Source organism: Gammaproteobacteria bacterium, from assembly GCA_014075255.1.
Lineage (GTDB): Bacteria > Pseudomonadota > Gammaproteobacteria > UBA4575 > UBA4575 > JABDMD01.
In genome coordinates this window covers 1181246-1202385 of sequence record CP046178.1, presented here as the reverse complement: position 1 = coordinate 1202385, position 21140 = coordinate 1181246, and the positions used below count along the sequence as shown (strand labels likewise).

Annotated in this window: 24 protein-coding genes; 13 read left to right on the top strand and 11 right to left on the bottom strand. The window is 39.5% G+C overall.

Annotated features, from left to right (window positions below; all coding sequences use genetic code 11):
• The first annotated feature begins 147 nt into the window (after positions 1–147).
• Positions 148–579 (top strand): hypothetical protein, encoded by a 432-nt coding sequence (locus GKR92_06185; GenBank protein ID QMU61306.1) that lies wholly within the window; start codon positions 148–150, stop codon positions 577–579.
• Positions 580–672: 93 nt separating this feature from the next.
• Here GKR92_06185 and GKR92_06180 read toward each other — a convergent pair whose 3' ends face one another.
• From GKR92_06180 to GKR92_06160, 5 genes are all read right to left on the bottom strand, one after another.
• Complete coding sequence (locus GKR92_06180) at positions 673–2103, bottom strand: dihydrolipoyl dehydrogenase (GenBank protein QMU61305.1); 1431 nt, start codon at positions 2101–2103, stop codon at positions 673–675.
• Positions 2104–2168: 65 nt separating this feature from the next.
• Positions 2169–2600, bottom strand: a complete 432-nt coding sequence (locus GKR92_06175; protein ID QMU61304.1) for a hypothetical protein — start codon at positions 2598–2600, stop codon at positions 2169–2171.
• 81 nt (positions 2601–2681) lie between these two features.
• Positions 2682–2927 (bottom strand): glutaredoxin, encoded by a 246-nt coding sequence (locus GKR92_06170; protein ID QMU61303.1) that lies wholly within the window; start codon positions 2925–2927, stop codon positions 2682–2684.
• A gap of 22 nt (positions 2928–2949) precedes the next feature.
• On the bottom strand, positions 2950–3267 hold the full coding sequence (locus tag GKR92_06165; protein QMU61302.1) for a hypothetical protein: 318 nt from the start codon (positions 3265–3267) through the stop codon (positions 2950–2952).
• 80 nt (positions 3268–3347) lie between these two features.
• Positions 3348–3638: a hypothetical protein gene (locus GKR92_06160; protein QMU61301.1), complete on the bottom strand. Its 291-nt coding sequence runs from the start codon at positions 3636–3638 to the stop codon at positions 3348–3350.
• A gap of 277 nt (positions 3639–3915) precedes the next feature.
• On the opposite strand from GKR92_06160, the gene GKR92_06155 reads away from it, so the two are divergent.
• Together GKR92_06155 and GKR92_06150 are read left to right on the top strand one after the other, a co-directional pair.
• A complete protein-coding gene (locus tag GKR92_06155; protein QMU61300.1) occupies positions 3916–5430 on the top strand; it encodes a PAS domain S-box protein in 1515 nt (504 codons plus the stop codon).
• Positions 5431–5513: 83 nt separating this feature from the next.
• Positions 5514–6089 carry a pyridoxamine 5'-phosphate oxidase gene (locus GKR92_06150; protein ID QMU61299.1) on the top strand — a complete coding sequence of 192 codons (576 nt, stop codon included), beginning with the start codon at positions 5514–5516 and terminating at the stop codon, positions 6087–6089.
• 143 nt (positions 6090–6232) lie between these two features.
• Here GKR92_06150 and GKR92_06145 read toward each other — a convergent pair whose 3' ends face one another.
• The 5 genes from GKR92_06145 to GKR92_06125 all read right to left on the bottom strand — a co-directional run bounded on the left by GKR92_06145 (position 6233) and on the right by GKR92_06125 (position 8937).
• Complete coding sequence (locus tag GKR92_06145) at positions 6233–6601, bottom strand: YHS domain-containing protein (protein QMU61298.1); 369 nt, start codon at positions 6599–6601, stop codon at positions 6233–6235.
• A gap of 92 nt (positions 6602–6693) precedes the next feature.
• Positions 6694–7296, bottom strand: coding sequence for a chain A cytochrome P460 (locus GKR92_06140; protein QMU61297.1), 603 nt, complete (start codon positions 7294–7296; stop codon positions 6694–6696).
• 90 nt (positions 7297–7386) lie between these two features.
• Positions 7387–7803, bottom strand: a complete 417-nt coding sequence (locus tag GKR92_06135) for an MAPEG family protein (protein QMU61296.1) — start codon at positions 7801–7803, stop codon at positions 7387–7389.
• Positions 7804–7885: 82 nt separating this feature from the next.
• Positions 7886–8347 (bottom strand): YHS domain-containing protein, encoded by a 462-nt coding sequence (locus tag GKR92_06130; protein QMU61295.1) that lies wholly within the window; start codon positions 8345–8347, stop codon positions 7886–7888.
• Positions 8348–8382: 35 nt separating this feature from the next.
• A complete protein-coding gene (locus GKR92_06125) occupies positions 8383–8937 on the bottom strand; it encodes a carboxymuconolactone decarboxylase family protein (GenBank protein ID QMU61294.1) in 555 nt (184 codons plus the stop codon).
• Between the two features lie 245 nt (positions 8938–9182).
• On the opposite strand from GKR92_06125, the gene GKR92_06120 reads away from it, so the two are divergent.
• The 10 genes from GKR92_06120 (at position 9183) to GKR92_06075 (ending at position 20645) form a co-directional block, all read left to right on the top strand.
• Positions 9183–9737 carry a TetR family transcriptional regulator gene (locus tag GKR92_06120; GenBank protein QMU61293.1) on the top strand — a complete coding sequence of 185 codons (555 nt, stop codon included), beginning with the start codon at positions 9183–9185 and terminating at the stop codon, positions 9735–9737.
• A 26-nt stretch (positions 9738–9763) separates the two neighbouring features.
• On the top strand, positions 9764–10114 hold the full coding sequence (locus GKR92_06115; protein QMU61292.1) for a DUF488 family protein: 351 nt from the start codon (positions 9764–9766) through the stop codon (positions 10112–10114).
• Positions 10115–10158: 44 nt separating this feature from the next.
• Positions 10159–10674 carry a hypothetical protein gene (locus tag GKR92_06110; protein ID QMU61291.1) on the top strand — a complete coding sequence of 172 codons (516 nt, stop codon included), beginning with the start codon at positions 10159–10161 and terminating at the stop codon, positions 10672–10674.
• Between the two features lie 438 nt (positions 10675–11112).
• Complete coding sequence (locus tag GKR92_06105; GenBank protein ID QMU61290.1) at positions 11113–12378, top strand: MFS transporter; 1266 nt, start codon at positions 11113–11115, stop codon at positions 12376–12378.
• A gap of 153 nt (positions 12379–12531) precedes the next feature.
• The gene (locus GKR92_06100; protein ID QMU61289.1) at positions 12532–12948 is read left to right on the top strand and encodes a hypothetical protein; all 417 of its coding nucleotides are present in this window, start codon (positions 12532–12534) and stop codon (positions 12946–12948) included.
• Between the two features lie 125 nt (positions 12949–13073).
• The gene (locus GKR92_06095; protein ID QMU61288.1) at positions 13074–13769 is read left to right on the top strand and encodes an isochorismatase family protein; all 696 of its coding nucleotides are present in this window, start codon (positions 13074–13076) and stop codon (positions 13767–13769) included.
• Between the two features lie 280 nt (positions 13770–14049).
• A complete protein-coding gene (locus GKR92_06090; GenBank protein ID QMU61287.1) occupies positions 14050–14466 on the top strand; it encodes a hypothetical protein in 417 nt (138 codons plus the stop codon).
• Positions 14467–14561: 95 nt separating this feature from the next.
• The gene (locus GKR92_06085) at positions 14562–15881 is read left to right on the top strand and encodes a TolC family protein (protein ID QMU61286.1); all 1320 of its coding nucleotides are present in this window, start codon (positions 14562–14564) and stop codon (positions 15879–15881) included.
• Positions 15871–17472, top strand: coding sequence for an efflux RND transporter periplasmic adaptor subunit (locus GKR92_06080; protein QMU61285.1), 1602 nt, complete (start codon positions 15871–15873; stop codon positions 17470–17472). The genes GKR92_06085 and GKR92_06080 overlap by 11 nt, the downstream gene beginning before the upstream one ends.
• A complete protein-coding gene (locus tag GKR92_06075) occupies positions 17466–20645 on the top strand; it encodes a CusA/CzcA family heavy metal efflux RND transporter (GenBank protein QMU61284.1) in 3180 nt (1059 codons plus the stop codon). Before GKR92_06080 ends, GKR92_06075 begins: the two co-directional genes overlap by 7 nt.
• A gap of 12 nt (positions 20646–20657) precedes the next feature.
• Here the strand turns inward: GKR92_06075 and GKR92_06070 are convergent, their stop codons facing one another.
• The gene (locus GKR92_06070; protein QMU61283.1) at positions 20658–20984 is read right to left on the bottom strand and encodes a hypothetical protein; all 327 of its coding nucleotides are present in this window, start codon (positions 20982–20984) and stop codon (positions 20658–20660) included.
• Positions 20985–21140 lie beyond the last annotated feature (156 nt).

Here is a 21140-nt window from a genome sequence, read left to right as displayed (position 1 = left end):
TTCGTTGTGCAAAATAAAATGTATCACTCATAAAGTAATTTTATTGAGTTCAAAATTCAGCGTTTTACTTAAACCGATTATCGGGAAGTGGGACGCGCCTGCATTGAAATAATCCAAACTGTACTTTCATTTTTATATGAAATAGCAATGGGTAAGTTCGATACCATAATTCAATCTATCGCTAAAACCAGTGATAAGCTAAGTGCAAAAGCATTTCGACGCTATTCAGATAGGTATCATCTTAAGGCAATAAATCAAATACCCGTTCTATTTCCTGAAAACATACATGAGCTTAATGAAACTTTAGAGTGTTGTAGGGAAGAAATTCAGAATTCAGAAGACTCCGGCATCATGCCGGCACCCAAGCATTTTGAGCAAGTTGCCGACTTATCAAGAGCGGAAAAACGATATGAGAATGAAATCGCAATCTGTGAAATGTATATTAGCCTCGTTAATCAATATGCTGCCAGAGAAAGACTGACTGAAGCTGAAATATCAACAAACTTGCTGCCAAATTGCGCACCTTTTGTTAAGCGAATACATATTGCAAAAATAATACAGAAAAGCAATAGAACTTAGCTCACTTTAAATATTAAAATAGCTTACACCACAGGCAGCAGTAAACAGGCGTTAAAGCAGAGGCTAAGAGTTCAGAGTAATGTTTTTTTTATGCTATTCCCCTGGCGCATCCGCTAAATCTATACTTCGGCAATTCCCGGTAAGTTTCAACTTATTCATAACATCTCGTAATGCAGTGCGAACACCTTCTTCTAAAACGGGATGATACACGGGCATTTCTAAAGCCTGTTGAATGGTCATTTTTTGCTGAACCGCCCAAGCAAGTAAGTGTGCTAAATTTTCAGCTCGTGGTGAAAACAATTCTGCACCGACTAATGTGCAATCTGTTTTGTTTGCATAGATGCGAATTATGCCGCGATGTTGGTTCATGACTCTTGCTCTTCCTTGATCATCATAAGAAGCCTCGCCAACTTCAATGTTTTTAGGCTGAAGTTCACTATAGGTTTTACCCACTAGTGCCATCTGTGGATCTGTAAAGGTAATGGCAAGAGGCGTACGACGTACTTGTGCAATGGTATTAGGATACAAGGCTGCATTTTTACCTGCAATGCGTCCTTCATCAGAGGCCTCATGTAGAATTTGCCTATGACCTGCAGCATCTCCTGCAACAAATATGGGCAAATCACCTACTTGAGCAGTTTGCTCATTCCATTCTTGTCTAACTTGCTCGTTTGTTAATCCTACAGCTTCTAAATTTAAATGTTGTAAAGTAGATTTGCGACCGGTTGAGATAAGAATTTTGTCGAACAGTTGGCTATGTTCAGTATCATTCGCATCTCTCCATTTCAAGTGTATACCTGAAGAAGATTTATCTGCATGCGTGATGTTTGAATTGAAGACAAAATTAAGCTCTTTACTTAACACTTCACGAGCCTTGCTATGTACAACAGGATCGGTAAGTGCACTTAATTGGTCAGAGCGGCTAAAAAATGTCGTCTCAACCCCAAGGCGATGCAATGATTGACCTAATTCAAGCCCTATAATGCCAGTTCCAATAACCGCTAACGTGCGTGGGAACTCTTGCAGCTCAAATACATCATCATTAATTAATAGGTCATCTTTAATTTTATTAAAAGCAGGTGGGATAAAGGGTTCACTTCCTGTAGCAATTACAATCGATTGCGCATTAATAATGGTGTGATCGTCAACTTGTAAGGTATTGTTATCGATAAATTTAGCGTGGCCTTTGATGCGAAACTCTTCTGGCCTCGCTTGGGTACTTTTTACAACGAATCCAGCAAAGCGATCTCGCTCGCTACGCACACGCTCGAACACGGATTGAGCATTGATGGTTTTATCCTTGGCATGAATACCAAATACGTCTGCATGATCTATAGTATGAGAAACTTCTGCAGCAGCGATTAATAATTTGGATGGCATACAACCCGTGCGAGCGCACATGGTGCCGTACTCTCCAGATTCTATGAGTAACCAACTTAATCCAGCTTTTTCAACTTCACGCAGTGCATTAAGGCCCGCAGTGCCAGATCCTATAATTGCTACATCGGTAGTTAACGTTTTCATTATTTTCTCAATTTAATTTCTTTGTTTTATTTAATAAAAGCTGCCCGCCGAAGCAGGCATAACCATCAGGCTGTTTTAATATTCATCGCCGCTTGAATGCCAGCAAGAGGGAAGATTTGTCCGCCGCCGGCCCAGTTGCCTTCATTAAGGTCGTAGAGCATGGTCCAATGATTTAACCGACCATCAAATGGGCCAACGATATCGTCGACAATTTCGCCAATTTCCGCTACGAGAGTTTTACGTGTACTTTCATTAAGTGCACCTTCAGGTGTGGTGACATCAATGCGCAGAGGCGCATCTTCCAGATTCTCTCCGCCGACATAAATTGACCCTTCAGGTAATTCATTAAAGTAGGCCCACACCAAAGACTGAGCACCGGCATCGTCAATCGGTGCGCGTTCTGCTTTAAGCACGGCATTGGACACTCTAGACATTAGCGCATCCTGATCATTTTTATTAAGTGTGTCTTGTGTGGCGGTAACTTGAATTAATGGCATGTCGATCTCCTAAATGTTTTGATTAGTTAATGACTGATTTTAAAAAGCGTCCCTGCTATATTTTTCTCTAGTTGAATAAGTTCAAATTTCCGAATTATATTTTCCTTGTGAAATAAATTCTACAAGCTGTTGATAGCTACCAATATGCTCATCATTTATAAATATTTTAGGTAATGGACTATCTTTAAATAATTCAGTAGTGTCATGAGGATGTTTGGTAGTACTTGTTACATTAATTTCCACATAACTAATTTCATTCCAATCCAATAATGTCTTTGCTGCATCGCAGTAAGGGCAACTTGGTTGTGTATAGATTGTTATTTGCATAGCGTTATTTAAAAATAGTTAATTACTTTGAAATATTTACAAATGCGATTTCACAACGCTGTTGTTCGATAAAAGCAATTTCATCGGGACTAATATCACCCTCGATTCCATAGACACGATCGATCAGTGGAATCATTACACTTTGTTCTCCATAACTTTTTCCTTCTGATAAATACTTTCCGATAAGGTCATATTCATCCATTCCCAATGCTCGGTTTTTTGCAACAGACGTTGCCGTATCGCCAAGCCATTCACAAAAGTGTGGTTCTGAAGCTATGTTGTCTGCATAACTCACTGTGCTTAAGGTTAATAAAATTATGCTAGGTATTAGTGATTTCATGATCTACCTCGTAATTAATATCTAAAGAACGTCCTTGTTCATAAGCCATCCATGTGTGCTGGTATTAACACGCAACCCTCTTAAGACTGGCCGTTATAAGTCGGTCCGTTAGAAGGCTTGCCTAATATAGACAGGTCGAAAAAAACCGGTCCGTTAGAAGGTCCGCCTCTATAAGCCGGTCCGCTAGAAGGCTTGCCTAATTTAGACAGGTCGACATAAGACTCGTCGCTTGAAAACGAACTAGCTTGGCTAGTATCAACCGGAGCAACACCATAATGTTGCTCAAAGTTATCTACTGATATGCCACCTTGTGCCCATGCAAAGTTAGAAGCGGCAAGTAGTACAGCTGTTAAAAGTGCTTTTGATTTCATGATTAAATCTCCTATGTGATTTAAGTAGTTTCTTGTTTAAGAACTTCAGTATTAAAGTTCTTACTAGGCTCTATTGCATAGGCCGTGCCAACTTTATTATTTCAATAAAAACAAGTACTTGAGTGATTTCAGCAATTACAATATATTGTTAATCCCAAAATATTGGGAATAGATTCCTAATATTTCGTATAATTTAGCTAGGTTGTTACGTTGTTTTCCTAATGGAGCGTTTGGGGAGTAATTAAATTCTTAATTTAAAATTTTAGAGTGAATATTGATGTCAGAACGGCTTGTAAATCTTAAACAAACACTAGAAGAATCTGGCAATCAGAGGCTTTTAGAATATGAGTTAATTTTAGATGCTGCGGGTGAAGGGATTTATGGTTTTGATGCAGATGGACATGCCACTTTTGTAAACCAATCTGCAACAGATATGTTGGGTTGGGAGCTTAAAGACTTTCTTGGTAAGAAAAACACACACGAATGTCATCATCACAGTAGAGCAGATGGTTCGCATTATCCTCAAGAAGAATGTCCCATTTATAAATCTCTAAAAGACGGGAAAGTGCATCGTGAAAACAATGAAGTATTTTTCACTAAAGATAATATTGCTATTCCAGTTGAATATATCAGTACGCCCATTATAGAAAATGGCAAGGTTGCAGGTGCAGTAGTTGTATTTAGTGATATAAGTGATCGTAAAAAAGCAGCATTAGAATTACAACATGCTTTTGAAGAAATACAAAAACTACATTGTGCATTGGAGAAAGAACGCGACTATCTTCGAGAAGAATTTGAAGTTACATTAAATTTTGGTGAAATCGTTGGCGAAAGTTCCGCTCTACAAAAAATGTTAGTGCAAATTGAGGCGGTAGCACCTACGCCAGCAAATGTATTGATTTATGGTGAGTCAGGAACTGGTAAAGAATTAACTGCACGTGCCATACATAGTAAAAGTAATCGATCAAACAAACCACTTATAAAAGTAAATTGTAGTTCCATACCAAAAGAATTATTTGAGAGTGAGTTTTTTGGCCATGTTAAGGGTTCTTTTACGGGTGCGCACCGAGATCGTGTGGGGCGTTTTGAACTTGCGGATGAAGGCACACTGTTTCTCGATGAAATTGGTGAAATTCCATTAGATCAGCAAAGTAAATTATTGCGCGCACTCCAAGAAAAAGAATTCGAACGTATCGGCGATGAAAAAACAAAAAAAGTTGATGTTCGCATAATTGCTGCTACTAATCGTGATTTAAAGACAGAGGTTGAAGCAGGCCGGTTTCGAGAAGATTTATTTTATCGACTAAGTGTTTTCCCTATAGAAGTGCCACCCTTGCGTGAGCGACGTGAAGATATTATTCCACTTACTATGCATTTTCTAAATGCCACCTGTACCGATATGGGTAAATGTGAATTTAATCTTACCCGCGAGCAAGGAAGAATTTTAGAAAACTATAAATGGCCAGGAAATATCCGAGAATTACAGCATGTTATTGCAAGAGCTGCGATATTATCCACTGGTAAAAAATTACAATTGGATTCTGCTCAATTTCAATCTGATGTAACCACACAAACAAGTAGTACAAAAGCTGTAGAAGCTTTGCCAAAATCTAAATATATAAGCGTAAAAGAATTTAAGCAGCGCGAAAAAGAAAACATCATTGCTGCTCTACAACATAGTGGCTGGAGAGTTTCGGGGAAAGAGGGTGCTGCAGAATTGCTAGGTATTAAGCCCACCACGCTTGCACATCAAATGAAAATATTAAAAATACAGAAACCACCAGGAGTTTGAATGTTCAATTAGACCCCAAATCGGACATTCGATGAATCGTTGTCGACAGGATTACTATCTAAATTCAAAAATTTGGAGAAGCAATGAGAGATTACATAAGTGATATAGCATTTACCGATACGGTGAAAAAGATCCAAGATCAAAAAGGTTCACGATCTTCCTATATAAATATGGAGGAGCGAGGTAGTTGGCAAAATACAGTTACACACCAACTCAGAGATTTTATTGCAGAATGCGATTCCTTTTATATGTCCACTGTTAATAGTGAAGGGCAACCTTATATTCAACATCGTGGTGGACCTAAAGGCTTTTTAAAAATAATTGATAGTCGCACACTAGGTTTCGCCGACTTTTCTGGAAATAGGCAGTACATCTCTTATGGCAATCTGGAAGATAACAATAAGGTATGTCTTTTCTTCATGGATTATCCGAATAGGGCACGCATCAAACTCTGGGGTACTGCTGAGATAAATGAAGATGATACAAGCTTAATTCAACAACTTTCAGTATCCGATTACAAAGCCAAAGTGGAACGTGCCTATATTATTCATATAGAAGCCTGGGACAGGAATTGTCCACAACACATCATGCCCCGCTATACGCAACAGGAGATTTGTGATCTGGATATTTGCCCAAGTTGTGAACCAACCGATGAGTAACTAAATGTGACTAACAAACCATAGCAGTTCGCCACTTAATCTTTAACATCACCAAAAAAAGGGCCAGACCTCTTTTTTCTTACTCTGTATAAAATGGCGCACCCTATGGCTTGCCATTTTTATAGGCCTAATAAGACTTCAGCTTAAGCTGCTGCTGCACTAAAATTAGTATCCGCTGCAACAATCAGTTCTGATTCGTTACCATCATTCCAAAGTGCTAAGGCATCCGTTTTTTCATTTTTCAAAAATAAGAAAAGACGATCATTCACTATTTTGTAATTCGTTGGGTCAATAGGAAATATTTCATTCACTGATCTACCAAAGGCACATGAGCCGCTAAATGCTGGCACAAACTTAGCAGGATTAGCATCGAATGCCTTTTTGGCATCCTCACTAACCAAATGATACGTTTTCCCTTCATGGGTTGAACTAAATTCAGCACTACCTTTTAACGGGCCATCTGCAACGAAATACGCTACTGGACAATATCCTTCAATTTCTACATCACTCATTTTATTACTCTCCGTAAATGATTTTATTAAAAGTCGACCCAGGTATGTTTTGTTGAGTCGATTTAATGTGGGTTGATTAATATTCATTACGTTTATTTTGCGTTAAGAATAGGTTTATAGAACTTTATGAACACCATGTTCTCTGCACTAGCGATATGACAAGCTGCACAAGCCTCTTTAGGTAAGGCAGCTGCTGTCTTTGCGTATGGCGGTGCATGGTGACCAAAGTTGAAGAAACCCCAACCATTGGTATCTTTGTATCGTTCACTATCTTTAACTGAAATATCAATTCCATTTAAAGCTGCTGGGAAATAACCACGGCCAGAGGCTTCACCTCTTGAACCATCATCGTTGGTACCTTCAATCGTTAATTGCAGTTCTTTTAAAAGAATAGTGCCCTCTGGAAACACTCCAGTCTTTCTATAGGCCGTATAGGCTTCATATTGCGTATACACATTATGATATTCAGGGAATCCTGCTTTTCCATTATTTAGTGCATGCGGAGTAAGTGGTGCGCCTAGAAAAATCCATCCGTGGTAATTTGTAGGGAGTATTAATTCACCTTTAGAATTATATTTTGGTCCCCAATCGGTATCTGATGCCGAGTTTGCGAAACTTGAAAATACGAAAATACTTGTGGTTAAAAGCAGCAGAATAAAAATTCTAGCTCTTTTAATGAGATTAATTGTAATCATAGTCTTCTCCTGGTTGTTGTAAAATTTACAAATAGTTGATTTTAAGTTTGTTAAAACGATATAAATTATTTAGATCTTTGTCTTTAATACTTACAGTAAAATTGTTGCGCCAATCATTAAGATTGCTGCCCAAGATACGAGATATACGGGTGTACGTAAGTAAGGTAACCCCAGAGTAAATACAACTGCGTGAGCAATGCGACTAAAGAAAAATAGTTTTGCCAACATGCCAACTGTTGCGCCAGCCTCCACATTTCCTTCTAATAAAAACATTGCTGCTACCACTACTGCGATGAACGCTGGCATGGTCTCAACCATATTTTCATGTGCAGCTTGCGCACGCTGTGCCCACATGGGTGGTTCAGGTTGTTGTGCTGGATACCCTTCTGGATAATTATTTAAAAAGGTTGGTAATCCCCAGACAAATACTCTTGCAAGAATATAAGGTGTCCATAAAAGCACAGTAAGTACTCCACTGAGCGCTAAATAAAATAATGCTGTTTCCATAAATCATCTCCTAAAAATAAAAAAGAAAGCCTGCACTACAGGGGGAGTTAGGAATGCAATAAACAGGCTTTCAAGCTGGGACCTAGAGATCAGAGTAGTGTTTGTTCTTGATTTTCGGCCAATTAGCATCCGCCTTTTTGATGTTGCCGGGGATGTCCTTCACCCACATGCTTTTAATGCTGTTATCAAGGTTGAAGTACAATTTGCCATCAACGATTTCCCAGACAGTTGGGTCACCGATGAATTTTTTGTTTACAGAAACACCAAAAGCACACCAACCGCCATAGGCAGGAAGATACTTGTTAGGGTTCTTTTTAAACGCCTCTTGGTTATCAGCACTTGAGAACAAATAGTTCACGCCGTCATGTGTGACTAAATGATTGCCATTTCCCTGTACGGGTCTTTTCCCAGTTTGGTACGACACTAGGCCATAGCCCTGGACGCCTACTGTGCTATGGACAATCTCTTCTGCTTGCACCGCAGTGGCGCTAGCACTCGCAACAAACATGAGCGCTAAAAGTGGTAATAATAGTTTCTTCATCATAGTTTCCTCTTGTAAATATTATTTAAAGTAGATGATTAAGCCGCACGGAGGGCTTTATCTGTATTGACCTCAGGGAAATCGATATCGATATCGAATGCCGCGTTGAAGTAATTCGTGAAAGTATTTAAAGCAACATGAGCAAGGATTTCGACGATTTCTTCATCGCTGAACCCTGCGCTACGAACGGCTTGTATATCTTGCTTGCTTACATGACCGCGTTTTTGGATTAACAAACGAGCAAACGTTAATGCATTTTGCGTTTTCGTGTCTGTAGATACTCCAGAAAGATTAAGAACGAGCTCATTTTGCTCAATACCCGCTTGCTCTCCTAAAAAGGTATGCGCAGAGGCGCAGTAATCGCAACCGTTGGTTCCGGCTGTTACTAATGCCAGCTTTTCTCTTAATTGAGCGTTCAGTACACCATTACTGAGAGCTCCGTTTAAATTTAAATAGCCTTCTAATGCGGCCGGTGCATTGGCAAATGCGGTAAAAATATTGGGCGTTGCCCCCATTGCTTTTTGAACCGCCGCTAACAAGGTTTTGGCTTTACCTTCCGCTGTAGCTGGGTTTATTAGGGTTAGAATTGACATATAAACTCCTCTAGTTGAATTATGGTCTTAAAAGGATACCGATCTGTTTCCTTAATGACGCGTAATATAGGCTTTATTTTTACATAGTCAAGAGTTTATTTTAATAATGTTTAAAGGTGACTCGCTGTTTACTTGTTGATTAATATGATATATTTTAATCTAAATAGTATGTGATATGGATGCAATAGCACTTATATTATTGAATTTAAAAAGGATACTATATAGTATCCTTGAATGAGGATGTTATGCCAAGACAAAGTAGAAGAGAGCATTTGATCGATACTGCAATCACATTATTTTGTGAGCACGGTTATCACGCTACCGGGATTGATCGTATTTTAGACACCGCAGGGGTTTCTAAAAAAACGATGTATTTGTATTTTCGTTCGAAGGAAGAACTGATTTACGCTGCGCTACAACAGTATGACAGCGTTTTTCGTAACAACTTTATGAGAGCGGTTGAAGAGCAGGGTCCGTCACCTAAGGATAAAATGCTCGCAATATTCGATGTCGCCGGTGCATGGTTTAACGAGAATAATTTTTTCGGTTGCATGTTTATCAATGCGGTCGGTGAATACTCGGAATCTGAATCCCCCATCCGAGAAATAAGTAGGCAGTTTAAACAGCAAATGCGAAGTTACGTAGCTAAGCTTGCTGAAGAAGCCAATATTGAAAATCATTTATTACTAGCCGATGAGCTATGTCTCTTATTAGAAGGCGCAATTGTTACTGCGCAAGTTTCGCAAAGCCCTACTGCAGCGCTAACGGCAAAAAAAATAGCGCAAAAACTTATTGAATGATCTCTTAAACGAGCATTCTTACGCAAATGAAAAAACTACAACTTAAGCGGATTTACGAAAAATCAAACAAAGATGATGGCTATCGAATTTTAGTGGATAGACTATGGCCGCGGGGACTGAAGAAGGCTGAAGCTAAAATTGATCTTTGGTTGAAAGAAATAGCCCCATCAAATGAGCTTAGAAAATGGTTTAATCATGATGTAAATAAATGGAAACCATTTTGCACAAAATATAATAAAGAACTAAAAAGCAAAGACGAAGAATTAGATTTAATCACACAGCATCTAAAAAAATCAAACGTTACGCTTCTATTTGGGGCCAGTGATAAAGAACACAACCAAGCTGTCGCTTTGCTACACTATATTCAAAATAGTTAAATGTTGATTTCTAACCGAAAGCAGACCTCAGTATTATTGCTAAAATGAGCGAAAAAAATTTTCGTCTAATTCTTTTTGTCGCATTACTTTGTGTGGCACCAACTATTATATTTTTAGTGCAAGTTGTCATTACTATACCACCTGCTGTTATTCTCTCTGCATTGATTGTGCTGATTGTAGAATTTCTTAAAGAAAGTGGGGAAGTGCCAATTCTCATCATTGCATTTTTAGCGGCTACCTTTCTTATTTCATATGGTATTTTTTGGCTCATTGCATTTGTATTTGCCAGGATCGCAAGTTGGTTGCCAAGCATGTGGTTGCGCTATGCATGGCTAGGAACCCTGTTTTTGGTGTTATGGAGAGTGTCGCAACAGCCCTACTATGGCGCAGGTGGGCATGGACCGGGTTCGTTTGGGCCCATTCAAGATATATGGAAACAAGGCTTAGGATTTAAACCCGAGGCTACATGGAAATATTATTTTATAACGGTGGGTGTGATTATTGGATTCGCTTTTTTATGGCGCACTATTGTTCATTTAATTTCTAGAAAAACTGCTTGAGCAGTGTATAAGTTTTTGTTGAGAGAATGTGAAAATTGAATGAATGGCCAAAAAAAACCTAAAGGTGATTATCGTCACCCTGAACTAAAGAATATAGCTACTAAATTAGTTACTAACTGACTCGATTTATCCGTATAAAAAGTAAAGAATCATTATTGCGATTAGTGTTATTAGTGAAATAACAGTAATTTTAAGATCTTTATTTGTTTCTATGTAGTATCGTTCTGTTTTTGTAACTTCTTCCTTTCTTCTATTCATATTTTTTATATTTGTTGTAATACGCAACTTTATTTTCCGCTGATTATTTTAGATTGCAATAAAAATTGTCATTGAATTATGCTTTAGTTTTTTCAGCTTTTATAATTCTTATAAAAAGTTTGTATCGAATTGACGCTTTCATAGAATTGATCATAATTTCATTTCATAAAGAAACATCCAATGCTTAGTCATAAAAGAATGATTTTAATTTTAGGCCTCATTTTGGCAGGTGAAGCCATTTTTGCGTTGCCGTTTCACATTGCTCGTTTTTTTAGACCGATTATGCTCGAGATGTTTAATCTAACTGCTACTGAGCTAGGCGCTGCACAAGGTATTTATGGAATTGTAGCGATGCTTTGCTATTTTCCTGGCGGATTTATCGCAGACCGCTTTCCGGTTCATAAATTAATTGCACTCTCCTTATGGATGACAGCACTGGGTGGTTTGTTCATGGCGACGCTGCCAAATTACCCTGAATTCGTTGGGTTATATGGTTTTTTTGGTTTTACCACCATTATTCTATTTTGGGGTGCTTTAATTCGAGCGACCAGAGAGTGGGGTGGTCACCAAGAACAAGGATTAGCATTTGGAATTCTCGAAGGAGGGCGTGGTTTGCTCGCAGTGGTGTTGGCTTCCGCTGCAGTGATGGTTTTTCATTTTTCCTTCCCGATGGGTTATGACTCGGCCACTTTTGTTGAGAAAACAAACGTCTTTCGTACTGTCATTTATGGCTATACATTCATTACTGCTGCCATTGGGCTCTATGTGTGGTTTGCATTTGCTTCTTTTTCTAAAAAAAAGAGAAAAGTATCTGCGATTAACCAACAGAAACCTATTTTTAATAATATTAAAGAAGTTTTTTCGTACCCAGCTGTTTGGCTGCAAGCGTTAATTGTTGTATGTGCTTATGTTGGCTACAAGGGTTTTGATAACTACACACTATTTGCAGTGGATGTATATGGCTATGATGAAATTGAAGCAGCAAAATTAGTTACGTTAGGGTCATGGATTCGACCCTTTGCTGCTATTGCAGCGGGGCTTCTCGCGGATCGGTTTCATGTTGTGAAAATGCTTTCGATTTGTTTTCTAATGTTGCTTTTCGCTGACATGTATTTTGCATTTGCAACACCCATACTTAATATTTCATGGATTTTTATGGGTAATGTATTGGTCACTTGTATTGCAATATTTGGATTGCGCGGATTATATTTTGCGATTTACGAAGAAGTGAAAATGCCCATTGCTATTACAGGAAGTGCAGTAGGGCTAGTTTCCGTCATAGGTTTTACCCCAGATATTTTTGTCTTGTTGGTAGCGGGTTTGTTAGTTGATCATTCACCTGGCTTGCTGGGGCACCAACACTTTTTTATGTTTCTTTCTGCATTTGCTGCAGTAGGCTTGGTAGCAAGTCTATCGTTATCACGTTACCTATCTGGGAAACAATAGATGCAGATATTAATGGTTGATAATTATCAAGTAATTAATGAATCTACATTCAACTACACAGTAATTTCTACCTTTAATCGTTTATTTTCGTCCGCATACTTCTGTGTGGAGGAGAATAGCGAATACATGCTAATTACTTACTTCAAATTTTAAATGAGCGTTTTAGATACACTTCTTAACTCACTCATTCGCAAAAGCAGCTTTACTCTAACCAGCCTCTTTGAGAGAAGTAAAAATCTTAAAGAAAAATCGATTGATAAAACCGCTGTAGAAGAATCCGATTTATTGCAAGCGGTGAATGCATGCAGAAATGAAATTGCTCGTTCAGAATCCGCTAATGATGTTCCTTCACCGCAATATTTTGAAAAAGCAGCCATGTTTTCAAGGAGTGTTAGAAATTATGAAAATGAAATCGCAATTTGTCAGATGTATATAGACCTTGTAAACAAGTATGTTTACAAATATAAACCCACAAGACAACGTGTAGATGACGATTTAATGCCATTGTGTGAGCCATTAATCCACAGAATAAATAATGCAAAATCACTGATGAATAAACATTCGATCTAGGTGAGTTTGATCCATTTGATTGTTAATAGATTTGATTTATTCGTCAAAGACATATTATTAATTGCTCTATGTGCTAGCAGTTAGCTAAGATCATATATATCACTCGAATAACAAAGGGATCCACTATGTCTTCAACCGTGCCTGAATTGCCCGAGCAATGGGCGAGTCTTGATTTAGTAAAAATTTTAGCTCAACCCGCGGCTTTCGTTTCCATTAGTCAGTGTAATAGTTTGTATAAGCCTGAGGGCGCGCAAGGTGATGAGAAACAGTGGGAGCGTGGCACACTAGAAAATACGATTAAAGTGGCGAATGCTTGTCGTGCAGCAGATATGAAGTTTTTTTGGATTGGTTACGATGTGTTTCGCGAAGATTATCCTATGACTGATCTGGATCGGGCACAGTATGGTAGTTGGGGGGATGCCTTCGATGTAAAAAATAGATCGGTAGATTATAAGAAATGGGATGGAGAGTTAGTGGATGAGCTAAAAGAGATTTCGCGGCCTGAAGATTCAGAATTTTTTGAGTATGCTCACCAAAGTTCATTTGTAGGTACTCCTCTAAAGTTAATGCTTGAGCGCGCTGGAATTAAAACTATTGTGCTGTGTGGTATTCACATGGATTGGTGCATAGAAGGTAACGCACGTGCAGCAAGAGATGAAGGTTATATGCCTATTGTCATTGGCGATGCTTGTTCTTGTCAGGATGCAGCAGATGATGTAGCAACCATGAATAGAATAAATAGGATCGTTTGCCCTGTGCTGTCTGCTGATCAAGCGGTTAGTTTAATCTTGCAAGGGCAGTCAAAAGTTATAGCCGCGTAACTTGTTTCTCAATTTATTGTTGCCTGCTACCCATGTAGTAGGCACATTAATCAGCCCTGTATAGCAATCCCAGATAGTAAACCCAGATAGTAAAGTAGTTCCATCTACTAGATTGTGTTGCAAGTTCAGCGGTACTTCTCGCTGGGTTTATACGTAAACTTGGGTGTGTGGGAGTTCATATAGCTGTATAAAAAGTCCATTCATACCAAGCAGTAAAACTTCACGATGATAATTGTGATATATATTGCAACTAAGTATATCCAGTCATAGACTAACCATCATGAAGATGCATCGCAGACCTATCATTCGAACGCTAATATTCTTGCTGCTAGCAGGGCCTTTGCAAGCACAGCAAATGTTTGCGTGTGGAATGATGGATGCGGTATTCCTGGATGAATGTTGTTGTGAAGATCATAACCATTGTTCAGATTCAGATAGCAGCGATGCGTTAACACCTGAAAATCAATGTTGTGAAGTTTCTATAGAGCTTGGCTTTAGTGATGAAATAAATGGTGAGACAGGTGTCATTAAATCTGTTGAGATTCGTTCTGATGTGGATCCTCCTGTAGCTATTTTAATTGCAAGTGAACAATGGGTGAACCCTATTCGTTTCGCGGAAATTAATAATTACTATACAAGCCCCCCCGATAGCCAAGGTTCTAATACCTACCTCGTTACACGACGTCTTCGAATTTAAATCTAGCAACCTCTAACTTGTAGGTGATGTGCTGCGCGCGCATTTCTTCATGAGTAGTTTATTACTTTGTTAATACGACGTAATGGAGGTGGCATATGGATGCCGTATCAAATCGAAAAAAATTATTATTTAGTTTATTTGTATTTTTATTAGTGCCGGGCTGGGTTAGTGCAGAGCACGGGCATCATGCCGATCAAAACAACAGCGAGCTTATTGCTGCTGATAGTCTGGTTAATTTGGTGCTGGACCGAAATCCAGGTATTGAAGCACTTCTTGCCATTGAAGAAGCTGCAAAGTATCAGATAGATCCTGCTCGTTCTTTGGACGATCCTACTTTTAGTTATGGGTTTGCGCCAAAAACATTAGACGCTGATGATGGTAGAGGATTAAACCAAAATATTAAACTAAGCCAGAAAGTGCCGTGGCCTGGCACACTTGCCGCGCGAGAACAAGAAGCACTTCAAGAATCAAAAGTTGCGCATGAGGATGTGAATGCCTTGCGATTGCGTCTTATTGCATTAACAAAGTCAGCTTACGCTGAATGGTACTTTGTAAATCGATCATTGCAGATTCACGAATCAACCAGTGAGCTGCTAGAAGAATTACGAGCCGTTGCTGAAACACGGTATGCAGCAGGGCGCGCATTACAACAAGATGTATTGCAAGCTGAAGTTGAGCAAAGAAACCTGGATAGACATGGATTGCAGCTAATTCGATTAAAAACTTCTATCCAGGCGCAAATAAATACCTTACTGAATCAGAATCCGAATACACCACTTCCATCTGTCGCGGATGTAGCTATTCAAACACCTATACCCACCTTGGCTTCACTAGAGCAAAGAGCGCTTGAGCTGCATCCAGAGTTAAAACGCATAGACGCACAAGTGGCTGCAAATACGGCTCGCATTGATTTGGCTGAGAAAGATTTTTATCCCGATCTACAATTTTTTGCTGGTTATAACAGTTTGTGGAATGCGCATGACAAACGTCCAATTGTAGGCGTGTCTATTAACGTTCCCTTCGATCGTAGTAAACGCAAAGCGGCTTTAAGTCAGGCAAAGGCGAATGAACACAGTTTGAAAATGAAGTTAGTTGACCAGCGCGCGCAACTGCTTGGTGAATTAGCCAGAGCGTATGCGGAAACTATTGAATCTTCTGAGGCCATTGAGCTTTACGAAGACTCTTTAGTGCCATTAGCAAATGAATATTTAAGTGCAGCGCTTGCAGACTATGAAAGTGGAGCAGGGAGCTTTTTATCTGTGATAACTGCTGAGCAAAAGAAACTTATAACAGAAGAAGCATTAGAGCGTAATCGTGCAAATTACTTTAGTCGTGTAGCAGATCTAGAGCGTTGGACAGGTAACGGACTTGATGGGCGCGTTGCATTTAGCGCAGGAGTAGATTATGAAAACTAATATAAATAATATTATTAGTATTGTTGTAGTGCTCGTTGTGATAATTGGTGCGGGGTTGTTTTATTGGAATCCTATGCAGGGCGGCGATGCAGAAACTATGGGGTCTGAAAAGTCTCAAGAGCTTTCTACCTTAAAGCTTGACCCTCAAGAATTTGTTACGGTTGGAAATTATCGTATACGTACAGTAATGGATCCTGTAACTCCTGAGACTGGAGTTCATACACTATCGATTTGGATACGAGATCAAAATGATCAACTTGTTGGTCCTATTCAAGGGCGTGCTGTAGTGCAGTTTGAGCAAGATTCAAATGAGATACCGATTAACATTCCTATTGAGCTTAAATCCACACAGCCTGGGCAATTGCAAGGGACTGTTACGCTGGAGCAAGTCGGAGAGTGGGCATTAGCTATTGATATAGAAACAGAGTCATTGGGCCACGGTGATCTAATTCTTGGTTTTAAAACAGGTGAACCAGGGCTTACACAAATCGTATCGACTCCTAGTGGAATTTCTCACTATACCTGTGCGATGCACCCCTCTGTTAAATCAGCAACACCAGGAGCTTGCCCGATTTGCAGTATGAATTTGGTAGCGGTGACACATGATGATGTCACTTCTAAAACTATCACTATCGACAATCGTCGCAGACAAATGATTGGCATAGAAACCGGGAAAGCTATACACGGTGATATGCGCAAAGAGATTCGGGCTGTTGGGAGTGTGACTTATGACGAACGCCGATTGAGTAATGTTACTTTAAAATTTGATGCATGGGTGGGCGAGCTCTCTGCAGACTATGTGGGTGCTCAAGTAAAAAAAGGTGAAATGTTATTTACGGTATACAGTCCTGAGCTTTTAGCCGCGCAACAAGAATATCTCGAAACTCTAAAACGTTTAGCGCGACGTGGCTCAGACGACAGCTTGTTAATTGCTGCACGTCAACGTTTAAAGTTATGGGATATGTCTTCTTGGGAAATTAAAGCACTCGAAAAACGTGACCGACCTCGCGAATACATCCCAATTTATGCATCTTCAAGTGGAACAATAGTTGAAAAAAATGTTGAAGAAGGTGGCGCAATAAAAATGGGGGAAACATTATTTCGAATTGCAGACTTGTCACAGGTATGGGTTGAGGCAGAAGTATATGAAGCTGATTTAGAGCTCATTCAAGAAGGAATGGCGGCAACTATAACGTTGCCTTACTTGCCTTCGAAAACTATTGAGGCAACCGTCGATTACATCTATCCCTATCTTGAGGGTGATAGTCGTACTGCGCGTATACGTTTGAATCTTGATAATGAAAATGGTGCATTAAAACCTGATATGTATGCTGAAGTTAAATTAGTGGCTGAGTTTGGCCACCGTCTCGTGGTGCCTGAAGAGGCTGTCATGATTGCAGGTGATAGTCGTGTGGTATTTGTCGACTTAGGTGAAGGAAAACTCAAACCCGTAAAAGTAAAAACTGGAAGGCGTGTAAATAACGTAATTGAAATTGTAGACGGCTTAGAACTAGGAGATATTGTGGTCACTTCAGGCAATTTCTTAATTGCTTCTGAAACAAAACTAAAAGCGGGTATAGATCAATGGTAAGTGATAACGATGTATCGGTACGCCATGGATTGTTAGAAAAACTTATTGAAGTATCTGCACGAAATTGGCTGCTTACATTAATGATTGTATGTGCAGCAGCCTTTTGGGGCTATCGCTCACTCATGAATGCACCACTGGATGCCATTCCCGATCTGTCGGATGTGCAAGTTATCGTTTTTACTGAATGGCCAGGACGTAGTCCAGATCTCGTAGAAGATCAAATCACCTACCCACTCACTACAACACTTTTAGCCGCTCCAAATGTTGATTTTGTGCGTGGCCAAAGCTTTATGGGTTTGTCATTTGTGTATGCAATATTTGAAGAGGGCACAGATATTTATTGGGCGCGTTCCCGTGTGCTTGAATATCTAAATTCTGCCACAGAAGATTTGCCTGATGGTGTGAGACCTACATTGGGTCCTGATGCAACCGGTGTTGGTTGGGTCTATCAGTATGCGCTGGTTGATAAATCTGGAAATCAAAGCTTGGCAGATTTGCGCTCAATACAAGATTTTAATTTGCGCTATGCGTTAGAGGCGGTAGAGGGTGTTGCAGAAGTTGCATCGGTTGGAGGCTTTGAAAAAGAGTATCAGATTAATGTTGACCCTAACAAACTTGCGGCATATAAAATTCCCCTTAATAAAGTTACTGCTGCAGTGCGTAGTTCGAATAATGATGTCGGTGGACGAGTTTTAGAAATTGCGGGTCATGAGCAATTTATTCGGGGTCGTGGTTATGTGAAATCTGTAAAAGATTTGGAAGAGGTTGTGTTAGGTATTGGTACAGGTGGTGTTCCTATCCGCGTTGCCGATATCGCAACGGTTAGTTTGGGTCCTGCGTTACAGCGTGGTCAAGCTGATCTTAATGGAGAAGGTATTGCAGTGGGTGGGATTGTTGTAATGCGTTATGGAGAAAATGCATTAACGGTGATTGATAATGTAAAAAAACGAATTAAGGAATTGCAGGCAGGTTTGCCTAAAGGAGTTGAACTTGTAACGGTTTATGATCGTTCAAGTTTGATCGAGCGTGCAATAGATACTTTAAAGAAAACATTGTTGGAAGAAATATTTATTGTTTCATTGGTAATCATAATTTTCCTATTACATGTTCGTTCAGCATTAGTTGCAATTGTAACATTGCCTATTGCAATACTTCTTGCATTCATCCCAATGTATTATCAAGGACTCACTGCAAACATTATGTCGCTAGGAGGTATTGCAGTTGCTATTGGTGCAATGGTGGATGCGGCAATTGTAATAATTGACAACATTCATAAAAAACTTCAGGGTGAAAATGTACAAGGTGAAGCACGGACAAGCTTAATCATAAAAGCAATGCAAGAAGTTGGTCCAAGTATATTCTTCTCGCTACTAATTATTACAGTCTCATTCTTGCCTGTATTTGTATTAGAGGGTACCGAGGGTAGATTGTTTAAACCTCTTGCTTTTACAAAATCTTATTCAATGGGTTTTGCAGCATTGTTGTCTGTTACGTTAATACCAGCGCTTGCAGTTCTCGTCATTAGAGGTCGAATTCGTGGCGACACAGGCTGGTTAAATCGTAGCTTGAAGGCAGGTTACGTTCCACTCGTTAGGCTCGCGGTAAGGTGGCGATGGTTCGTGTTGGCAGCAGCAGGAATTGCGATGGTATTTACCCTACCTGCATACCGTCAATTAGGCAGCGAATTTATGCCGCCATTGAATGAAGGCAGCATTCTTTATATGCCTACTGCGTTACCCGGAATGTCAATTGGTGAGGCCACGCGTGTCATGCAAACGATGGATCGGGAATTGTTAAAATTTCCTGAAGTAGAGCTTGTGTTCGGTAAAGTAGGTCGTAGCTCGAGTCCAACTGATCCTGCGCCATTATCGATGATGGAAACCAATATCATGTTAAAGCCTAAAAGTGAGTGGCGTGCGAATATGACGTGGGACAAACTTATCGATGAGATGGATGCTGCTATGCAATTTCCTGGTATGCCGAATATTTGGTGGATGCCGATACAAACACGAACAGAAATGCTTGCTACAGGCATTCGTTCCACGCTTGGTATAAAAGTTTTTGGTGCTGATTTAGCGCAGATTGAAAAAACGGCTGTAAATATTGAGCGAGCATTGCTAGATGATTCACGTACTGCATCCAATACACGAAGTGCATTCGCAGAGCGAACTACAGGGGGGTATTTCCTTGATTTTGATATTGATCGTGCAGCGGCTGCTCGATTTGGTTTGAACATTGGGGATGTGCAAAGTGTAATTGAAGCTGCAATGGGAGGAATTAAGGTAAGTGAAACAGTAGAAGGGCGAGAACGATATGGAATCTTAGTGCGTTATGCGCGTGAGTACCGCGATAGTGTGGATGCACTTGAGCGCGTGTTAATTCCCACGTCAGATGGGGCACAAATTCCAATTACTCAAGTAGCGAACATTCAGTTTAGAACTGGGCCTCCAATGTTGCGGAATGAAGATGGCCAACTTGTCGGATTTGTCTTTGTTGATGTTAAAGATACAGTCGGTATAGCAGATTACGTAAAACAAGCAAAACAAGTAGTAGATGAGAAAGTTACTATTCCTTCAGGGTATCGTTTGGCATGGGCAGGGCAATTTAAATATTTTGAAAGAGCGAAAGCGAAACTAAAAATCCTCATTCCGCTAACACTATTTTTTATATTTTTTATGTTATTTATGCATCGAAAATCATTAGTAGAAACATTGTTAGTTATGACAGCTCTATTATTCTCTTTAGTGGGGAGTATTTGGTTACTTGCAGTATTGGACTACAAACTAAGTGTTGCAGTGGCGGTTGGGATGATTGCTGTTGCTGGTTTAGCCATTGAACTCGGTTTATTAATGATGCTATATCTCGATATTGCATGGCGTAATCGACTCAATGAAAATCGCTTGAATTCACGCATTGATTTGCAAGAAGCCATTATTGATGGCGCAAGTCAACGAATACGTCCAATGCTTATGACGTGGTTATCTACTTTTATAGGTTTATTGCCAATAATGCTAAGCACAGGAACGGGTGCAGATGTTATGAAACGAATCGCTGCCCCTATGATTGGTGGAGTAGCTTCTGCATTAATTATGGTGCTATTTGTATTCCCTGCTTTATTTTCAATATGGCGTGGCTCGCAATTACCATCAAATAATCAAATTGATTCGTTATAAATATTTTATAAATTATTTAAAAATAATTGTTAACAACACCACAGAATCTTCTGTTGCTTTCAGAGAATGAGGTTCGCCTGGCATAAGATGTAGTAATTGGTTGTAATTTAATTCTTGTGTGGCGCCCATGGTAGTAATTGCAACCTTTCCTGATATACATTGTATTGAAATTGGCCCTGATACTTTGTGATTGGGGATGCCTTTCCCAGCAGGCAATACTATTCTAATAAGCTCCAATCCGCTTGTTTTGACGATAGCTTTTGTGTGTTCTTTAGGTAAATCCGCAGCCCATGTTTGCAGGTCAACGATTTCACCAGGGTTTGCATGATGTGTTGCCATATTGGCTTAGTGTACTCTTTCGATGGTTAATTTCCTTCCATAATATTTCACTAATTTTAGTTATCAGCTTAAAATGAAAGTTAATGTGTCAAAATGTGGTCTATGATTAATGTATTGGGTAATTTTTTCTTCATTTTATAATAACTGTATTTAAAA

Coding starts and splice junctions, on each gene's coding strand:
- GKR92_06185 (QMU61306.1), top strand. CDS start 148: ATGGGTAAGTTCGATACCATAATTCAATCTATCGCTAAAACCAGTGAT.
- GKR92_06180 (QMU61305.1), bottom strand. CDS start 2,103: ATGAAAACGTTAACTACCGATGTAGCAATTATAGGATCTGGCACTGCG.
- GKR92_06175 (QMU61304.1), bottom strand. CDS start 2,600: ATGCCATTAATTCAAGTTACCGCCACACAAGACACACTTAATAAAAAT.
- GKR92_06170 (QMU61303.1), bottom strand. CDS start 2,927: ATGCAAATAACAATCTATACACAACCAAGTTGCCCTTACTGCGATGCA.
- GKR92_06165 (QMU61302.1), bottom strand. CDS start 3,267: ATGAAATCACTAATACCTAGCATAATTTTATTAACCTTAAGCACAGTG.
- GKR92_06160 (QMU61301.1), bottom strand. CDS start 3,638: ATGAAATCAAAAGCACTTTTAACAGCTGTACTACTTGCCGCTTCTAAC.
- GKR92_06155 (QMU61300.1), top strand. CDS start 3,916: ATGTCAGAACGGCTTGTAAATCTTAAACAAACACTAGAAGAATCTGGC.
- GKR92_06150 (QMU61299.1), top strand. CDS start 5,514: ATGAGAGATTACATAAGTGATATAGCATTTACCGATACGGTGAAAAAG.
- GKR92_06145 (QMU61298.1), bottom strand. CDS start 6,601: ATGAGTGATGTAGAAATTGAAGGATATTGTCCAGTAGCGTATTTCGTT.
- GKR92_06140 (QMU61297.1), bottom strand. CDS start 7,296: ATGATTACAATTAATCTCATTAAAAGAGCTAGAATTTTTATTCTGCTG.
- GKR92_06135 (QMU61296.1), bottom strand. CDS start 7,803: ATGGAAACAGCATTATTTTATTTAGCGCTCAGTGGAGTACTTACTGTG.
- GKR92_06130 (QMU61295.1), bottom strand. CDS start 8,347: ATGATGAAGAAACTATTATTACCACTTTTAGCGCTCATGTTTGTTGCG.
- GKR92_06125 (QMU61294.1), bottom strand. CDS start 8,937: ATGTCAATTCTAACCCTAATAAACCCAGCTACAGCGGAAGGTAAAGCC.
- GKR92_06120 (QMU61293.1), top strand. CDS start 9,183: ATGCCAAGACAAAGTAGAAGAGAGCATTTGATCGATACTGCAATCACA.
- GKR92_06115 (QMU61292.1), top strand. CDS start 9,764: ATGAAAAAACTACAACTTAAGCGGATTTACGAAAAATCAAACAAAGAT.
- GKR92_06110 (QMU61291.1), top strand. CDS start 10,159: ATGAGCGAAAAAAATTTTCGTCTAATTCTTTTTGTCGCATTACTTTGT.
- GKR92_06105 (QMU61290.1), top strand. CDS start 11,113: ATGCTTAGTCATAAAAGAATGATTTTAATTTTAGGCCTCATTTTGGCA.
- GKR92_06100 (QMU61289.1), top strand. CDS start 12,532: ATGAGCGTTTTAGATACACTTCTTAACTCACTCATTCGCAAAAGCAGC.
- GKR92_06095 (QMU61288.1), top strand. CDS start 13,074: ATGTCTTCAACCGTGCCTGAATTGCCCGAGCAATGGGCGAGTCTTGAT.
- GKR92_06090 (QMU61287.1), top strand. CDS start 14,050: ATGAAGATGCATCGCAGACCTATCATTCGAACGCTAATATTCTTGCTG.
- GKR92_06085 (QMU61286.1), top strand. CDS start 14,562: ATGGATGCCGTATCAAATCGAAAAAAATTATTATTTAGTTTATTTGTA.
- GKR92_06080 (QMU61285.1), top strand. CDS start 15,871: ATGAAAACTAATATAAATAATATTATTAGTATTGTTGTAGTGCTCGTT.
- GKR92_06075 (QMU61284.1), top strand. CDS start 17,466: ATGGTAAGTGATAACGATGTATCGGTACGCCATGGATTGTTAGAAAAA.
- GKR92_06070 (QMU61283.1), bottom strand. CDS start 20,984: ATGGCAACACATCATGCAAACCCTGGTGAAATCGTTGACCTGCAAACA.